This window comes from Candidatus Borreliella tachyglossi (assembly GCF_003076595.1).
GTDB classification, from domain to species: domain Bacteria; phylum Spirochaetota; class Spirochaetia; order Borreliales; family Borreliaceae; genus Borrelia; species Borrelia tachyglossi.
The window spans coordinates 726,886-743,170 of the sequence record NZ_CP025785.1 but is presented as its reverse complement, the minus strand read 5'-3'; the positions used below and the strand labels follow the sequence as shown (position 1 = coordinate 743,170).

Below are 16,285 nucleotides of genomic sequence, written 5' to 3'. Positions count from 1 at the left end.
ACTTTAAATATCAAAGGAATAAGTATAAACTTATTCCTTCCAAATTATTTATCAACTTTAAAGTAATCAACTGATTCTTTTAGATCCTTAACACTTTCCAACATTTTTTCAGACATTCCTGAAAGCTCCTCACTACTTGATGCTGTTGTTTGAACCAATTGACTAACTTGTTCTATTGCATTCTTAAATTGTCCAATTTGAAGACTCTGGTTAGAACTCTCTCTAGTAATATTCTTAACAAGCTTTGCTGTTTGCTCCATTCCAGGGACGATCTGCTCAAAATTATTACCCGCTCTACTTGCAATAGTCAAACTTCTATGAGCAATATCAATAATTTCCCTAGCGGAATCCTTGCTCTGATCAGCAAGTTTCCTAACCTCAGCAGCAACAACTTCAAACCCCTTACCCTTATCTCCTACTCTAGCAGCCTCAATAGAAGCATTTAAAGCAAGCAAATTAGTTTGTCTCGTTATCTCATCAATAATTCCTATTTTATCTGTAATAACTTCCATAGCTTTAATAGCTTTAACAACAGATTTATGCCCTTCTTGAGTTCTCTCATTAGTATTAACAGCAATATTTTCAGTAGTAGATGCACTTTCAGTATTCTCAGAAACACCTTGAGATATTTGCTCAATGTTTGCTGTCATCTCCTCTAATGTAGAGGCTTGCTCAACTGCTCCAGAACTCAAATTTTGACTTGCGTTTGCTATCTGAATTGCATTCTCATAAAGATAATCCAGATTTTCAATCACTCCCTTTGCAACAGATGAGAACGTAGACCTTAATTGTTCCAAATTCTCATATAGCCTAGAAAGCTCTAAAGTTTCCCATCTTAAAGGATTAGTTGCAACAGTAAAGTCTCCAGAAGCAAGTCTTTCAGAATAGGCTAAGATTCCATTCAAAGAAGAACTAACTTTTTCTACAAGGTAAACAGTAACTAAACCTAAAACAATTACAGTCATTACAAAACTTACTGCCAAAATCAAAGTAGTGACTCTAGTCATATGATAAAAATCATCACCAGTAATTCGCATCAACACTATAAATGACAAATTAGATAACTTGCCTTTTATTCTTTGAGCAACTCCAACATACGGCCTCCCGTTATGATTGGGGTCAAAGTAATTCATAACAATAAGGTCTTTATTTTTTTGAATTAATTCCTCAGTAGTATTCTTTATTATATTCTCATAATAAGCATTGGAATCAACTAAATTAACACCTGGCAACCAAGTATGATGAACAAGGAATGTGCCACCTCTGTCAAAGACCATAGCTCGTCCACTACCTAATGTGCCAAAGCTAATACCTCTAAAAGAGTTATAAAGATAATCGGTTGAATAAAAAATCATATAATAACCAAAAACATCATTATTCTCATAATCTCTTAAAGGAATTCCTATTAATAAATAAGGAATTTGTCCCTCCTTGTTCCTTATCTTAGAAATACCTCTAACTAAAACTTCTTCAATAGATCCATGACCCGCCAAGAGCACAGAAGAATTATAAACAGAACCAGATTCTTTTAATTTAATAAAGTATTCTTTATCTGCAATAGAAACACCATAATCACTATTATCTTTAACAGCAGTAGTAAATACTATTTCTCCCCTCTTATTAGTTATCATCATATTACTTCCTGTCTTAACTAGGATCTCAGCTTGATCTAAAATAGATTCTATTCTTTTCGATTTAAGATTAGTAATTGCTTTAAATTTAGCAGAAGAGTTTAAATACATAGAGTTAATTTTAACCCTCTCTTCCATTGAAGAGATGTAAATCGTTAAAGAATTTTTGACATTCCCAATAAGATTTTTCATAAGATCCAACTGTTGTTCATATAAATTATTATTAATCAACATCCCAAATATAAAAAACAACACAGAAATAAAAATTGATATAAAAACCCCAACAAGAAGCAATATTCTAGCTTTCAGTTTCATATATTAACCACCTCTTACAAAAATAAATTCTAAAAATCTGAAAAATCTTCATCAAAATCTAAATTCTTATCAACAACATCAATAGCTTTCTTAGGATCTACCCTCTTATTTACAGGTTTATTATTTATGTGATTAAATATATCATCTCGTCCATCTCCTAAAAATTCCCTATGCTCCCTACCCAAATTAACACTTTCAGCTACAAGGTCATGATCAATAGAAGTTACTTCATCATAATCAGAATTATCAATATCGAAATCTTTAATTTTGAAAAATGACACCCCTTGTCTAAGTTCCTTAGATTTTTCAAGCATCCTATCAGACATACTTGAAAGCTCTTCACTACTTGATGCTGAAGCTTGGACAACCTCGCCAACCTGATCAAGAGCCATCTTGAACTGAGCAATCTGCTCAGTTTGCTTAAAACTTTCCTCGGAAATCTTCTTAACAAGATTAGTAGTCTCTTCTATTTCAGGCAACATACCCTGAAATATCAATCCAGCTTCTGTTGCTATCCTAGAATTTTCCTCAACCAGTTCACCAATCTCAAGAGCAGAAATCTTACTAAGATCTGCAAGCTTTCTAATCTCACTTGCCACAACGGCAAATCCCTTACCCTCATCTCCAGCTCTAGCAGCTTCAATAGCCGCATTCAAAGCAAGCAAATTAGTCTTTCGAGCTATCTCCTCAATAACGCTAACTTTCTCAACAATAGCCTGCATAGCTTTAACAGATTCCTCAACAGCCTTGCCCCCTATTTGCGAATTTTCATTAGTCCTTAAAGCAATTTGTTCTGTTTCTCGGGAATTATTTGCACTCATCTTAACGCCATCTGATATCTGCTCAATATTTGCTGACATTTCTTCAAGAGTTGAAGCTTGCTGTAATGCACTAGAGCTTAAATTTTGGCTTGAATTAGCAACTTCAATACTTGCTTTATTCACATAACTAATATTCCTAAGGACACTTGCAATAGCACTTGCAATAGCATCTCTCATCTTAACAATCTGTAAATACAACAAACTTAGTTCATCAGAATATCTCTCATCAAGCACATAAGATTTATCTAAATCCCCTTTCACGAGCTCTCTTACCAGTGTCCTAATTACATCCAACCTAAAACTAATAATTGCATCTATTCTTATTGCAATCAGAATGGCTAACATAATAATACCCATAATAGAACACAAAATAAATTTAAAGGCTAAACTGTCAACAACCCCATAAATATCTTCATAAGGAATCCTAGCAAGAAGGATTCCACTATTCTCACCAAGCTTACTAGTAATAGGCAGTATAGCGTAATAATTATCCAACTTCATCTCTGGAAAGTACGCTCTCTCAATCTGATAAACTGGTATCTCAGTTGGTACAGCAGGCGCTCTAGGAGCCTTAGTTAAAGCTTCCTTTAAAGTCCCAATAAACTTAGAACTAATCTTAGTAGCTTCGTTATACTCAACCAAAGGATTAACAGCAAAATTATTTCGGTCCAAATATAATAAATTTCCCCTATTATAAAACCCAAATCTAGCCTTATCTAAGCTATTTCCTATAGTATCGTTAATTAAATAACCTACCAAATACCCAAGAACTATCTTATCCTCTGCCGAGTATACAGGAACAACTATGACAAAAGCTTTTTTGTCCTGTTGGCGGGATCTTACAGCAACTTCTCCTGCTATTCCCTCAGTGAGACCTGAATACCAGCCAACAAAATTTAATTTATCTCTCTTATACTCTTCTAAAGATTTTTTAAAATACCTAGTGTTAGACTCAGATTGACCAAAATCCATATTATTTTCATGTCTTGTAGTAACAATTACTCTACCTTCAAAGTCAAGGAATGCAAATTCTTCATAAACAGTATCAAGTTTTAAATCTATTAATGTCTTATACAATCGACTACGATATCTCCTATTTCCCTTTACAGAATTAAGAACCATTTTAGAATTTTCTCTAAGTTTGTCTATCTCGGATTTTGTGAAACTACGCCCACCATTTTTTAAAAAAGCATATTCATAAAGTGTGTCAAGAGCCAACGTAGACGCTGTGCCATCAATTATAATATAAAATGTATCTAGTAAAGACTGAGTAGCAAAAGCAGCTCTTCTTACTTGCCCTCTTGTAAGCTGTGTATAATACTTTTCTAAATAATTACCCAAAATGTACCTAAAAATTAAAGAAAAAAATAATACAACAACCATTAAAAATGCAAATAAAAACCCAACAAATTTATACTTCATCTTCAACATAAAACGTACCTCATAAATCAATTACTTATTTAATTATTTTAACAAACCCAAAATCCAGAAAATATCAATCATAATTCTAGATCAAAAAACATAATTCCCCAAATAAACATTAAATAATTTCAATATTAGTTAAAAAGAAGTTTAAAAGAAAGAATACTAAAAATCAGTCTTTTTTATAAGGCAAGCCTAAAGATTTAGGAGCATAATTCTTTTTTGAAAAAAACATAAGACTGATAATCACAACAACATAAGGTAAAATAATCAACATTTTAGGAGAAACTACTGAAGAAAAAAAGGAAATTTGAGACATCACAACTACTAAAGTTCTTACAAAAGCAAATAAAAAGCTACCCATCAGAATTCCAAAAGGTTGCCATTTCCCAAAAATTAGCATAACAATAGCAATAAAACCTTGTCCACCAATAATCCCTTGCATATAACTTGAAGTGATCACAGTAGAAATCACCGCCCCAGAAACTCCTGCAAATAAACCACTCAAAAGCACGCAAAAAAACCTAATCATAACTACATTAACTCCAAGAGATTCTAAAACCTCTGGCTCCTCACCACTAGCTTTAATTCTAAGTCCAATCTTAGTGTATTTGAATACAAAATGAAATAACATAACACATATTATTGCTATATAGAGTGAATATCTTTTACCAAAAATCTGAAATATAATAGATCGTTTATCTAATACCCCATCAAAAAGTATAGGCAACTTAGCATCTACTGGAGGAGTTGAGGCAGAACCAAAAATAAAAGTTCCAAACAACATAGCAATAGCCGGTCCCAAAAAATTAATAGCCATTCCAGTTATTACCTGATTTGATTTAAGAAAAATAGTAAAAACAGCGTGAAGAACTGCAAGCATAACACCAGCAAAACCTCCAGCAAAGATTGCAAATAATGGACTCCCATAAAAATATGCGACTGCAGCACCAACAAATGCACCCATAGCCATTATACCCTCAAGGCCAATGTTTATTACTCCACTTTTTTCGCTTATCAATCCCCCAAGGCCCGCTAAAATTAAAGTCTGAGAATTTACTAAAGTTTCACTAACTATGAATATTGCCACGTTTAACACGTTTTATACCCTCCAACATCACCTTATTTAAAAAATAACTAGCAGAAATTACAATAACCACTATTCCTATCATCAAAGATACAATCGAAGAAGATAAACCCATTAGACTCTGTACTCTATTACTACCATAAATTAAAATTGAAAACAAAATGCTTGAAAATATTATTCCAATCGGAGAATTATTTCCTATTAAAGAAACAGCTATCCCATTAAGACCAGTCCCCTCCATATAATTAAGCTTAAATATTGCCTTATTAACACCCATAACCTGTACAGCACCCGCAAGACCTGCAAGTGCCCCTGCAAGAAACATAGAAAATATCAGCACCTTTTTAATATCAATTCCCGCACGATAAGAAGCCTCCCTATTGTGTCCTGTAGTGCTTATCTTAAACCCAAGTATCGTCTTATTGAGTAAAATCCATACTAAAATAGCAAGAATGATTCCAATAATTATCCCAAGACTAAGAGGAGCCTTTAACAGATCATTAATAAATGGATTCTCAGCTCTATAAGCCAACCCTTCAGGTGAAAGTTTCCAAGAAGCAAAAAAATCAATAAAAGCACTCTCTCTGATTGGTTTAGATAGATCACTATTATCTTTTTTAATATAAGTCGAATCCATAATTATATTATTTGTATGAAATAAAATCCAATTAAACATTATTCCTGAGATCACTTCACTTATATTAAATTTAACTTTTAAGCATCCAATTAAAATTCCTAAACTTCCTGAAACTAACAAAGCAAAAAGAAAAACGCAAATCACATGCAATAAAGGAGGTAAATCCAAAAAAATTCCAGCTATTAAAGCTGCAATTGAGCCAAGGATAAACTGACCCTCAACACCAATATTAAAAAGCCCCGCTTTTACAGCAAGACAAATTGAGAGACCTGTAAAAATTAAGGGCGTTGCGTAACTTAAAATATACCCCCAATGCTTAGGAGAAGAAAACATAATCTCTATTATTATGTAGTACATTCTAAAAGGAGAATACCCAAGAAGAGACACTACCAAACCAACAATTAAAAACCCCAAAAACAATGCAAAAAAATTTATGAATATTGGCGAATTTAAAAATTCCAAAATTAACTTTCTATATTTATGATTACAAATGTCCATTCAAACCATACCCGTCATCATTTTTCCAATAACATTAACATCAAAATTACCCTCCAAAATACCCACAATTTGTCCATCATACATTACAGCTATCCTATCACAAACGCTCATAAGCTCATCAAGCTCAAGAGATATAAGAAGAATTGCTGTTCCCATATCTCTCTGCTCCACCATCTTCTTATAAATATTCTCGATAGCACCAACATCAAGCCCTCTTGTAGGCTGAACGGCTAAGAGAACCTCAGGCTCTAAGTGAACTTCACGTGCAACAATTACCTTCTGTTGATTCCCTCCAGACAAATTCTTAGCCTTAGCTAAGATATCTCTCGGCCTAATATCAAATGAAGTTGTAAGTTGCCTACTTATTTTTTTAAGAATACTTAAATTAAACCCAACAAACTGTTTCTTGATAGTGCTTAATAAATTAAAGTTTAATTTATTATTATTTCTATTATTCTTTTTCATTTTTAAATACTTAACATCATCAAAACTTTTAAGTCCAATGTTTTGAAAAATATTAAAATCCAAAATAAGACCATGTTTTTGTCTATCGGATGGTATATTGCCAATTTTCCTATCTATTATTTGCTTTACACTAAGTCCCTTTATTGATTCAAGCTTGCCATTAGTTCTCTTATGAATGTCTCCACTATATACTGCCCTAACGCCAAGGATTGCCTCAACTAATTCCTCTTGACCGCTTCCCTCAATTCCAGCTATTCCAAGAATTTCACTATCTCTAAGGTTAAAACTCACATTCTTAACCCTAAAAACGCCTCTCTCATCCCTAACATTTAATTCCTTAATCTCAAGAATATTTTCATGATCGACAAATTGCCTCCTAGAAACATCTAAAACCGTTTCCTTGCCTATCATTAATCTAGTAAGAGTTCTCTCATCCACTTCAGAAACATCGAAAGTTCCAACAACCTTCCCAAGACGCATTATTGTACACTTTTGTGCAATAGCCTTTATTTCCTTTATTTTATGTGTAATAAGTATTACAGTATGCCCTGCTGCCACCAACATTTTTAAAATATTCATAAATTCATCAATCTCATTCGGAGCAAGTACTGCCGTAGGCTCGTCAAAAATAATAATATCTGCATTTCTATAAAGAACCTTAAGTATTTCTATTTTCTGCCCCATACCAACACTTAAATCTTCAATCTGCTTGTCAGTATCTATTTTTAAACCATACTTCTTAGAAATATCAAGTATCTTTTTACATGCTTGCCTATAATTAATAAACCCAAATCTTGAATCCTCATATCCCAAAATAATGTTTTGAACAGCTGTAAATCTCGCAATTAACATAAAATGCTGAAAAACCATTCCAATGCCATTGCGGATAGATTCACTTGAATCCTTAAGTTGCAATTCCTTACCTCTTAAAAAGATACGCCCACTATTAGGCTTGTGAATCCCATAGATAGTTTTCATCAAAGTAGTTTTGCCAGCACCATTTTCACCCAAAATCGCATGTATTTCCCCTTTCTTAAAACTTATAGAAACCTCATCATTAGCTACAAAATCCCCATATTTCTTAGTAACTTTATCTAAAGTTAACACATCTTGCATAAAACCCAGCCTAGAATTTAAAAAAGGAAAAATAATATCTATTCATATTTCATATTCTTATAAAACATAATATACCTTCAAATGAACATTTTCAAGATCACTCCTAAAAATAAAGATAATTCACAATATATAAAATCATGAAATAAATTTAATAAAAGACAAAAAATAAATGATAAAATAGAAGCACAATATATAATGATTACTTTTAAGAGGATCAAGATATGAAAATAAAAGCTTGCATTTTCGATATGGACGGAACTCTAATAAATAGCATCATGGATATCGCATTTTCAATGAATTCTGCTTTAAAAAATTTAGGATACAGAGAAATTAAAACAGATAAATTTAGTACTCTTGTTGGAAGAGGATTCGAGAAATTCGTAGATAACGCTCTAGAATATCTTAGCCTAAGCTTAAACGATCAAAACCTCAAATATAATCTTTACAAAGAATTTATAAAAGAATATAATCAAAATATTTCTTCCCAAACAAAAGCATATGAAGGCATACCAGAACTATTAATCACACTAAACAAGCTTAGAATTCCTATTGGAATTCTAAGCAATAAAAACCATGAAGAACTCTTAATAGTAACAAAAGATATATTTAAAGACATCAACTTTTTTGAAATCAGAGGGTATTCATCAAAATTTGAGGCAAAGCCAGATCCTACAAATGCTCTTGACATGATAATAGAACTAAATGTTAAACCCGAGGAGATAGCATACATCGGAGACAGCGATGTTGATATGCTGACCGCTAGGAATGCTGGATTTCTGCCGATAGGAGTTTCATGGGGATTTAGGACAGTGGAGGAATTAAAGACAAGCGGAGCAAAATACATTATTAACAACCCTTCCGAACTGCTGGATATAATAAAATGACTTTAAAGGCATATTTTCCTCATTTGTATCATCATTTATTTAATCATGAAAACATAAAGAGTCTATCTGTCTTTGAAAAAGAAATTGAAATAATTAAATATTTAAAAGAAAATAAAAAAACTATTTCAACATTCATAGATGAAGATTTTAAATCCGATATTAATTTACTAATTCAGTATGTTAAAGAAAAAACAGATATGATCATTACCCCTCTTATTTTATCAAGCATTGAATCGATTGATTTTAATATTGTAAGAGCCCTTTTTACAAAAGAATTTAACAAAAATAATTTAGAATTAACATTTAATTTAACTAAAGCCAATCCTTACTTAAGAAAAGAATTCTTATACAATTTCAATGCCATAAGTAGTGGATATATAACATTTTACATAAATAAACTCTTTGAAGATAAAAATTCTTACACAATATATTTAATCAAAAAAGAAAATGATATTCTGAATTCTTCAAAGATTGTAAAAAATTATATAAAAATCCTACTCTTATTAAGAGTTCTCATAATTAAAATTTACTTTGAAAAAGATATAAAATTGAATTCACAAAATATTGCAGACACAACAAACTTAGCCAGTAAAGAAATCGACTTTTTAGACGAAAATACTGCTAAGTTAATAACTCAGAGTTTCTTTAAGTACGAAAACCTCAATAATATATCACCAATCGCAACTTTAATATCTATTTTTTCAAATAGAGCAAGAATCCCGAATATTAAAAATAATAAAACGAAAGGATTTTTAGGATATGATGAAAGCTGGTTTTCAATAAAACATTCAGGATCAAAGGAATACGACCCAAGAGTTATTAAAGAACTTTTAGAAATCGCTAGGAAAAATAAATGGTAAAGATATTCTCAAATTTTTTTAAAGCTACTTTAATTGCTTCAATATTTGAATTCCTAGTAGAAGAATTGTCAATAATACTTTTCTTGCCCTATAAAATCCGATTCGCTCTAATTTCCATTGGATTTCTATTTGATTTGGTATTTATTCTATTTTTTTTATATAAAATTACCAAAGCTTATTTTTCACAAAAACTACAAATATATATAAGAAATAATCTACTCTTTGATCTAATACATTGCCTAATCCCCTTGCTATTTTATAGTTCTTATCAAATCCGAAATATAATTAACCCTCATGAAACTATTTTAAATCCAATAGTACTCTCCCTTTTCAAATTAAGATTCTTAAGACTTCTTAGATTTAATGACTTAATGGTTGAGATTTATTATAATTCAAAAGAAAAAAACATAATACTTATTGCATTTGCTAGAACATTCTCAATAAGCTTATTAATTCCATTTATATGTTTTATAATATTTTCAAGCTCAGGTTTTGCAAACACAATTCCAGAAAAGCAAGAATTTAATATTATAAAAAACATCTCAATAACAACTGAAAGAAACTATATTAAAGAAAAATATCCTTTTATACTAATAATCAAAGACATAGGGAAAACAATATACTCTAAGTCAAGTGATATTTTTTTTTACTACAGCCCTAGTGAATACAAAATTATTGAAATAGATCAAACAAAATTCTACATAGATAAATATTTACAAAGGAAAAATGATTCTATACTTGGATTATTTCTATTTACACTTTTCATATCATTTGCTATTTTTTTAATGAATTCTTACAGATTCTTTAAAGCAAGCTTCCTAAATCCAATTATACTAATGCAAAAAGTCTTACAAGATCCAATTGAATATAGAAAAATTCAAATCCCACTTCATTTTAGTGAAGAAAAAGTATATGAAATGGCAAAAAAATTTAATAATATTTTATTAAAAGACAAGCTCAATGCAAAAAGAAGGAGCAAACTTCCCTTGGAAATTGAAAAAGTGAAAAAAATAGTAAATTCTAATAAGGAACAAGCATGATAAAAATAATATTTCTAATACTATTTTTCAATATAGCACTTCACTCAAGGTTAATCACAACTTCAATTGAAACACGAACATCAGAAGAAATTAAAAAATATTCTGCTTTTAATCTAATATTGGAGGAAGAATATTATACCAAACATCCAAAAATCCAAAATGAAATAGACATATATGAACTCACAGAGAAATTTACAAAAAGCATTATAAAGGGTAAAATTGATTATACTGCGATGTCTCCTACTTACAGCGAAGTCAACAAATATTTACTTAAAGGTGAAATTATCGACAAAAGCTTTCTTCAATACAAAATATTTAAAATAAAAGCTATGGATAAAATTTTTAAAAGTTTAGCATTACTATACACAAAAAAAGGATTTTATAAATTAGAACTCTATATAGGAAATAACAAAAAAAATAAATTAGAAATTTTTAACTTAAATATATCTTATTTCAAAAAAAATCCAAATGAAATAAAAAATGAAATGATTTTCTACAAAACAAACTAAACATCTTTAATTTCTACTCTACTTCTTATACCAAAATACCTCATTTAACAAATACAGACATAACTCTCTGAAGCACCTTAGTTCTATCAAGAGGCTTTACAATAAATGTTTTTGCACCTTTAATTAAACAATCCTTAACCAATTGTTCCTTCCCCAAAGCAGAGATCATTATCACTCTAGCATTTTTATCAAATTCCATAATACTAGAAAGACAAGTTATCCCATCCATCTTAGGCATAGTAATATCAAGAGTAACAATATCAATATTAGGATAATGATTCTTATACTTTATCATAGCCTCCTCACCATCGCCAGCAGTATCAATAATATTAAACCCCTCAGAAGTGAAAATTTGCGTAAGCTGCTTCACAGTAAAAACTGAATCATCAACAATCAAAACATTAAAAGGAATTCCCGTCTCATAATTGATACCCTTTGGCTTAACTGAAGAATCCATAGCAATTGTAGTTTTTTGGATCATATCAAACCCTCTCTTCTAATAAGCACATTTAACTTAATTATCATATCAAACCCTCTCTCTTATTGCAATATTAACTTCTATAATTTTACCATCTGGCAAAGTAAAGGGCACTATTAATGCCTCAGAGCCCTTATTGCTCATCCTCATATTCTCCCCATAAATAAAAGCCGGTGGGGTTATATCAAATACAAATCCCTTAGCATGCAAAGTAGTAACAAAATTACCCGCAATAATATTACCAACCTCCGTAAGAGTTGCAGCAACCATCTCCCTAGTCTCTTCATCATCAAAATCAAGATACTCCTCAAAATTCAACTTAGAAGCAACAAAAAGAGCTGTCTCAATATCCATATCAATAACAATACTGCCCTCAACAGAACCAGCAAGTCCCACAATAACAGAGACTCCCCTTATTTTCTGGTTTATTGACTTAAGACCTGGATTGCCCATTTTAATATCCTCTACAAGCAACATATCTCTTAAAACCGAAGAAGCAGCATCTAAAAATGGCTCTATATAATCTATCCTCATTAATTTCTCCTTTAGATCCTTTTGTACAAGTTAAAGTGCTCCACAGATCTATCCTTCACAAAAATATCATTATTCTTAAGCTCCTCATTATCTCCCAAAATCAAAAGAGCACCTCCAACAGTCTTTTTTGCAATCGCATCTAAAATTAAAGCCTGGTCATCATCATTCAAAAAACATAAAACATCTCTTAAAAAAACAATACCTAAATTTTCCGGAAATTCTGACAAAATGGCATCCGAATATTCAAACAAAATATTATTCATAATTTCTGGCTTAAATTTATAAACTCCTGAACTCTGCTGAAAGGAGTTCTTCTTATAAATTTTACTCAAATTAATGTCAGAATCTGAGAAAACTAAACCAGAAGTACCAATTACTCGAATTAAATCATTATCAATAGCTGTCACCTTAAAAGGTTTATTATAACCCTCATATAAAGCATTTACAAAAGATATTGTCTCTTTTCCATTCCCACACCCAATTTCAAACACATTTAAAACAGAACTAGTATCACTCATATTATTTACATGCTTCTTAATAATCTCATCCTGAAACTCTTTTAAATATTCATCACTCCATAAGCACCCTGATGATTTTGAATAAAATTCAGTTAAAAACCTCTCATACGACAAATCATTAATATTAATAATATTTAAGTTTATCCCAACTTTTCTCAAAAACTCATCTTTGATCAAAGACACATTGAAAGAATATTGAAAAAGATTCTCCTTTATGATTTTCAGGTCATCTAAAAAAATACCAGATGTATCAGTCTCCCCATTCACAGAGTCGCCTGCCACCTCATCAAGGGAACTATTAATAAAATTATTGCCATCCCCAGAAATATCTAAAACATTCCCCTTATTCTCTAATAAACGACTATCTCCCTCATCATAATTAAAAATCGTATCTACATCAAGGAGTATATATAATTTTCCACCATACTCAATCACCCCTTTTATGTAGCTGATAAATGAATCCTGAGATAAAACGGGATGAGGATCCTGAATCAGAGAAGAATCAATAGAGAAGACATTATTAACCTTATCGACAATAATACCTATTAAAAGATCTTCATTTCTAAGTACCATAACATCTTCAAGTTCCTTCTCACTGATCTCCAGATCAAACATTATCCTTAAATCAATAATAGAGATTATTTCTCCTCTTAAATTATCAAGACCAACCACATAACTCCTAGAGTTGGGAACATATGTAAAATTGCTAGATTTTCTAATCTCTTTAACTTTCATAATATCTATTAGATAGTTATCTTCTCCAATATTAAAAGACACTACCTTAAAATCCAAGTTAACAAAATTAGAATTAGATTCTCTACTCTGTCCATCTAAATCATGTTCACTTAAATGTATCTCTTTTATATCAATCATAAGCCTATTCCTTCATTTTCTTTAAATCAAAAAGCCTAAATACATCAACAATTAAGACCACCTTCCCACTACCAAGTGTGGTAGCACCAACTATCCCAGGACTTGAAGCATACTTATCTTTAATAGGCTTGACAACAAAATCTTCTTCTCCAAGAATAGAATCTACTATTATTCCTGCCTTTTTATCATTAATACTAATAACTATCAAAAACTTCTCACGTAAATTTTCATAGTTCTCTATATTGAAAAGCTCATCAAGCCTAAGAACAGATATAATTTCTTCCCTTAAGTTATATACTTCATGATCGTTTTCAAGAAGTTTAATATTTTCCTCACTAATTCTATGCGTTTCAAGAACACTATTTAAAGGAATAACATAAATCTCACTTCCTGATTTTACAAGAAGACCTTGAACAATCACTAATGTTAAAGGCAGCTTTATTTTAAAAGTAGTCCCAACATCAATCTTTGAATCTATTAAAATAGTTCCATTTAATTTCTCAATGCTTTTCTTAACAACATCAAGCCCCACACCTCTACCAGAAATATCCGTAATTTGACTAGCCGTTGAAAATCCAGGGGAAAATACCAAATTAAGAATCTCACTCTCAGACAAAACAGAACCTTCCTTAATAATCCCCCTCTCAATTGATTTTCGTCTAATAATATCCAGATCTATGCCCTTACCATCATCTGCAACCTCAATTGATATTACATTGCCTTCATTCTTAGCACGCAAAACTATATACCCAGTTTTATCCTTGCCCTTTTTAAGTCTCTCATCAGAAGTTTCAAGTCCATGATCCATAGAATTCCTAACACAATGCATCAAAGGATCTACAAGATCGTCTATAACAGATTTATCAATTTCAGTATCCTCTCCTTCAGTATGGAGCTCTACAGTTTTGCCTAATTTTCTCGAGAGATCTCTTACAACTCTAGTAAATCTTGTAAAGATACCAGAAATGGGCAACATCCGTGTTTTTAACACACTCTCATGTAAATCAGTAATTATTCTAGAAAGTCTATTAGATACAAATCTGAAATCCTGAAGAATTTTAAGATAAGAATCTCTTAATTCTCCCATATCATGCAAAGTTCTCTCAATTTTATGATTCAGTAAATTTTTTATTTGAGCTTCAACAGTACTGTCTAAATCTAAACCCACATCTTTAAAAACAATCTTTAAATCTATTAAAAAATTTCTCTGAAAACTTTCTTGATAGTCATAAAAATAATTAAAGTTATAAAGCAAAGATGTCATATCAGCATTTATTTGATTATAGGCAGACTTATTTATTACAGCTTCACTTACAAGATTTAATATAGAATCTATTTTTTTACTATCAATTCTAATTAAATTAACATTAACAGGTGCTCCTTGCTTGGCATTCTTACCAGGTACATCAGTATCAGCCTCAATATTTAAACTTAAATCTTTAATATTTCCAAAATCAATATCTTTAATCTCAAAACTAACAACAACATCCGATAAATCCACCTTTTTAGAAATACTCTCTATTGAAGTATCTGATACTAAATAATACACAACTAAATCAAAAAACTCATCTGCCAATAAATCATCATTACTAGGGACAGACTTATAAACTTCTCCCAAGCTTTTTAATGCTTGAAGCATCTGAAAACCAGAAATTGTTGCCATAGGATTATCCTTATTGAAATTCAACTTCACTTCAAATAACTTAGCATTACCAATACGATTTCTTAAGATTATAATCTCATCCTTAGAAAGTCGCAATTCACACCCAGATAAGGGTTCACGAACAGCAAATCTTCTCCCTCTTGCCTCTGCTTTTTCTAGCTCAACATCAATATTAAACTCATCAATTGTATAACTTAAAGCAACATCCGATAAATTTATTTTTTTCTCAACATTATCAATATTTGAATATAATAAATAATAATCTACTCTTCGTAAGAATTCATTTGCAATAATCTTCTCATAAGCAGGAATAGTACAAAGAATTGGACCTAAATCTTTCAAAGCTTGAAACATTTGAAGACCAGAAATTGTTGTCATAGGATTATCTTCATTGAAATTAATACTAACCCTTAAAACCTTCTGACCAAGTCCCAAACCTTCACGTATATCACCAAGATCAAAAGACGACAATGAAAATTCATCGTTACTAACACTCCCCAAAGATACTATAGTTGTCTGATTATTGCCATTTCCTAAAAACTCTCTTAACTTATTCTTAAGTTCACTTACATCCTCTAAATAAATATTTCCATTAAGGCGTGCATCAAGCATTGCTTTTATTACATCAATTGAATTTAAAAGTAAATCAACAAGGTCATTACATATTTTTAACTCATTAGCTCTAATAGCATCAAATACATCTTCAACAATATGGGTAAACTCTGAAAGCTCCATCATGTCAACCGAAGCTGAACCACCCTTAAGAGTATGTGCTGCCCTAAATATTTCATCAATAGTTTCTGAACTATTAGGATCATCCTCTAGTGACATAATATTTTCTTCAAGAGTATCTACAAGATTCTGAGCTTCTTCAAAAAAAATTCCTAAAAGCTCCTCATTTTCTGAATCTAGCATGAGCTTATTTTCCCTATTT

Annotated in this window: 13 protein-coding genes; 4 read left to right on the top strand and 9 right to left on the bottom strand. The window is 31.0% G+C overall.

The features are described from left to right. Nucleotides 1–44 precede the first annotated feature (44 nt). The 5 genes from CR532_RS03560 to CR532_RS03540 form a co-directional block, all read right to left on the bottom strand. Complete coding sequence (locus CR532_RS03560; RefSeq protein WP_108729431.1) at nt 45–1,946, bottom strand: methyl-accepting chemotaxis protein; 1,902 nt, start codon at nt 1,944–1,946, stop codon at nt 45–47. A 29-nt stretch (nt 1,947–1,975) separates the two neighbouring features. After that, on the bottom strand, nt 1,976–4,198 hold the full coding sequence (locus tag CR532_RS03555) for a methyl-accepting chemotaxis protein (protein ID WP_108729430.1): 2,223 nt from the start codon (nt 4,196–4,198) through the stop codon (nt 1,976–1,978). Nucleotides 4,199–4,361: 163 nt separating this feature from the next. After that, nucleotides 4,362–5,288, bottom strand: coding sequence for an ABC transporter permease (locus CR532_RS03550; RefSeq protein ID WP_108729429.1), 927 nt, complete (start codon nt 5,286–5,288; stop codon nt 4,362–4,364). Further along, a complete protein-coding gene (locus CR532_RS03545) occupies nt 5,260–6,411 on the bottom strand; it encodes an ABC transporter permease (RefSeq protein ID WP_108729428.1) in 1,152 nt (383 codons plus the stop codon). Before CR532_RS03545 ends, CR532_RS03550 begins: the two co-directional genes overlap by 29 nt. After that, the gene (locus CR532_RS03540; protein ID WP_108729427.1) at nt 6,412–7,992 is read right to left on the bottom strand and encodes an ABC transporter ATP-binding protein; all 1,581 of its coding nucleotides are present in this window, start codon (nt 7,990–7,992) and stop codon (nt 6,412–6,414) included. It lies immediately after the preceding gene. A gap of 221 nt (nt 7,993–8,213) precedes the next feature. Between CR532_RS03540 and CR532_RS03535 the strand changes: the two genes are divergently transcribed. The 4 genes from CR532_RS03535 to CR532_RS03520 are packed head-to-tail and all read left to right on the top strand — an operon-like array spanning nt 8,214 to nt 11,285. Further along, nucleotides 8,214–8,876: an HAD family hydrolase gene (locus CR532_RS03535; RefSeq protein WP_108729426.1), complete on the top strand. Its 663-nt coding sequence runs from the start codon at nt 8,214–8,216 to the stop codon at nt 8,874–8,876. Then, complete coding sequence (locus tag CR532_RS03530; protein WP_108729425.1) at nt 8,873–9,736, top strand: hypothetical protein; 864 nt, start codon at nt 8,873–8,875, stop codon at nt 9,734–9,736. Before CR532_RS03535 ends, CR532_RS03530 begins: the two co-directional genes overlap by 4 nt. Beyond that, nucleotides 9,730–10,776 (top strand): hypothetical protein, encoded by a 1,047-nt coding sequence (locus tag CR532_RS03525; RefSeq protein WP_108729424.1) that lies wholly within the window; start codon nt 9,730–9,732, stop codon nt 10,774–10,776. The genes CR532_RS03530 and CR532_RS03525 overlap by 7 nt, the downstream gene beginning before the upstream one ends. Further along, nucleotides 10,773–11,285 (top strand): hypothetical protein, encoded by a 513-nt coding sequence (locus CR532_RS03520; RefSeq protein ID WP_108729423.1) that lies wholly within the window; start codon nt 10,773–10,775, stop codon nt 11,283–11,285. The genes CR532_RS03525 and CR532_RS03520 overlap by 4 nt, the downstream gene beginning before the upstream one ends. 40 nt (nt 11,286–11,325) lie before the next feature. Here the strand turns inward: CR532_RS03520 and CR532_RS03515 are convergent, their stop codons facing one another. Genes CR532_RS03515 through CR532_RS03500 form a run of 4 tightly spaced genes read right to left on the bottom strand, consistent with a single transcriptional unit; the run spans nt 11,326 to nt 16,266 of the window. Further along, nucleotides 11,326–11,766 carry a response regulator gene (locus tag CR532_RS03515; RefSeq protein WP_108729422.1) on the bottom strand — a complete coding sequence of 147 codons (441 nt, stop codon included), beginning with the start codon at nt 11,764–11,766 and terminating at the stop codon, nt 11,326–11,328. 45 nt (nt 11,767–11,811) lie between these two features. Continuing rightward, complete coding sequence (locus CR532_RS03510) at nt 11,812–12,297, bottom strand: chemotaxis protein CheX (protein WP_108729421.1); 486 nt, start codon at nt 12,295–12,297, stop codon at nt 11,812–11,814. 11 nt (nt 12,298–12,308) lie between these two features. Continuing rightward, nucleotides 12,309–13,685 (bottom strand): CheR family methyltransferase, encoded by a 1,377-nt coding sequence (locus CR532_RS03505; protein WP_375537741.1) that lies wholly within the window; start codon nt 13,683–13,685, stop codon nt 12,309–12,311. 7 nt (nt 13,686–13,692) lie between these two features. Continuing rightward, nucleotides 13,693–16,266 (bottom strand): chemotaxis protein CheA, encoded by a 2,574-nt coding sequence (locus tag CR532_RS03500; RefSeq protein WP_108729636.1) that lies wholly within the window; start codon nt 16,264–16,266, stop codon nt 13,693–13,695. Between the last annotated feature and the right edge of the window lie 19 nt (nt 16,267–16,285).

Coding starts and splice junctions, on each gene's coding strand:
- CR532_RS03560 (WP_108729431.1), bottom strand. CDS start 1,946: ATGAAACTGAAAGCTAGAATATTGCTTCTTGTTGGGGTTTTTATATCA.
- CR532_RS03555 (WP_108729430.1), bottom strand. CDS start 4,198: ATGTTGAAGATGAAGTATAAATTTGTTGGGTTTTTATTTGCATTTTTA.
- CR532_RS03545 (WP_108729428.1), bottom strand. CDS start 6,411: ATGGACATTTGTAATCATAAATATAGAAAGTTAATTTTGGAATTTTTA.
- CR532_RS03540 (WP_108729427.1), bottom strand. CDS start 7,992: ATGCAAGATGTGTTAACTTTAGATAAAGTTACTAAGAAATATGGGGAT.
- CR532_RS03535 (WP_108729426.1), top strand. CDS start 8,214: ATGAAAATAAAAGCTTGCATTTTCGATATGGACGGAACTCTAATAAAT.
- CR532_RS03530 (WP_108729425.1), top strand. CDS start 8,873: ATGACTTTAAAGGCATATTTTCCTCATTTGTATCATCATTTATTTAAT.
- CR532_RS03525 (WP_108729424.1), top strand. CDS start 9,730: ATGGTAAAGATATTCTCAAATTTTTTTAAAGCTACTTTAATTGCTTCA.
- CR532_RS03520 (WP_108729423.1), top strand. CDS start 10,773: ATGATAAAAATAATATTTCTAATACTATTTTTCAATATAGCACTTCAC.
- CR532_RS03515 (WP_108729422.1), bottom strand. CDS start 11,766: ATGATCCAAAAAACTACAATTGCTATGGATTCTTCAGTTAAGCCAAAG.
- CR532_RS03510 (WP_108729421.1), bottom strand. CDS start 12,297: ATGAGGATAGATTATATAGAGCCATTTTTAGATGCTGCTTCTTCGGTT.
- CR532_RS03500 (WP_108729636.1), bottom strand. CDS start 16,266: ATGCTAGATTCAGAAAATGAGGAGCTTTTAGGAATTTTTTTTGAAGAA.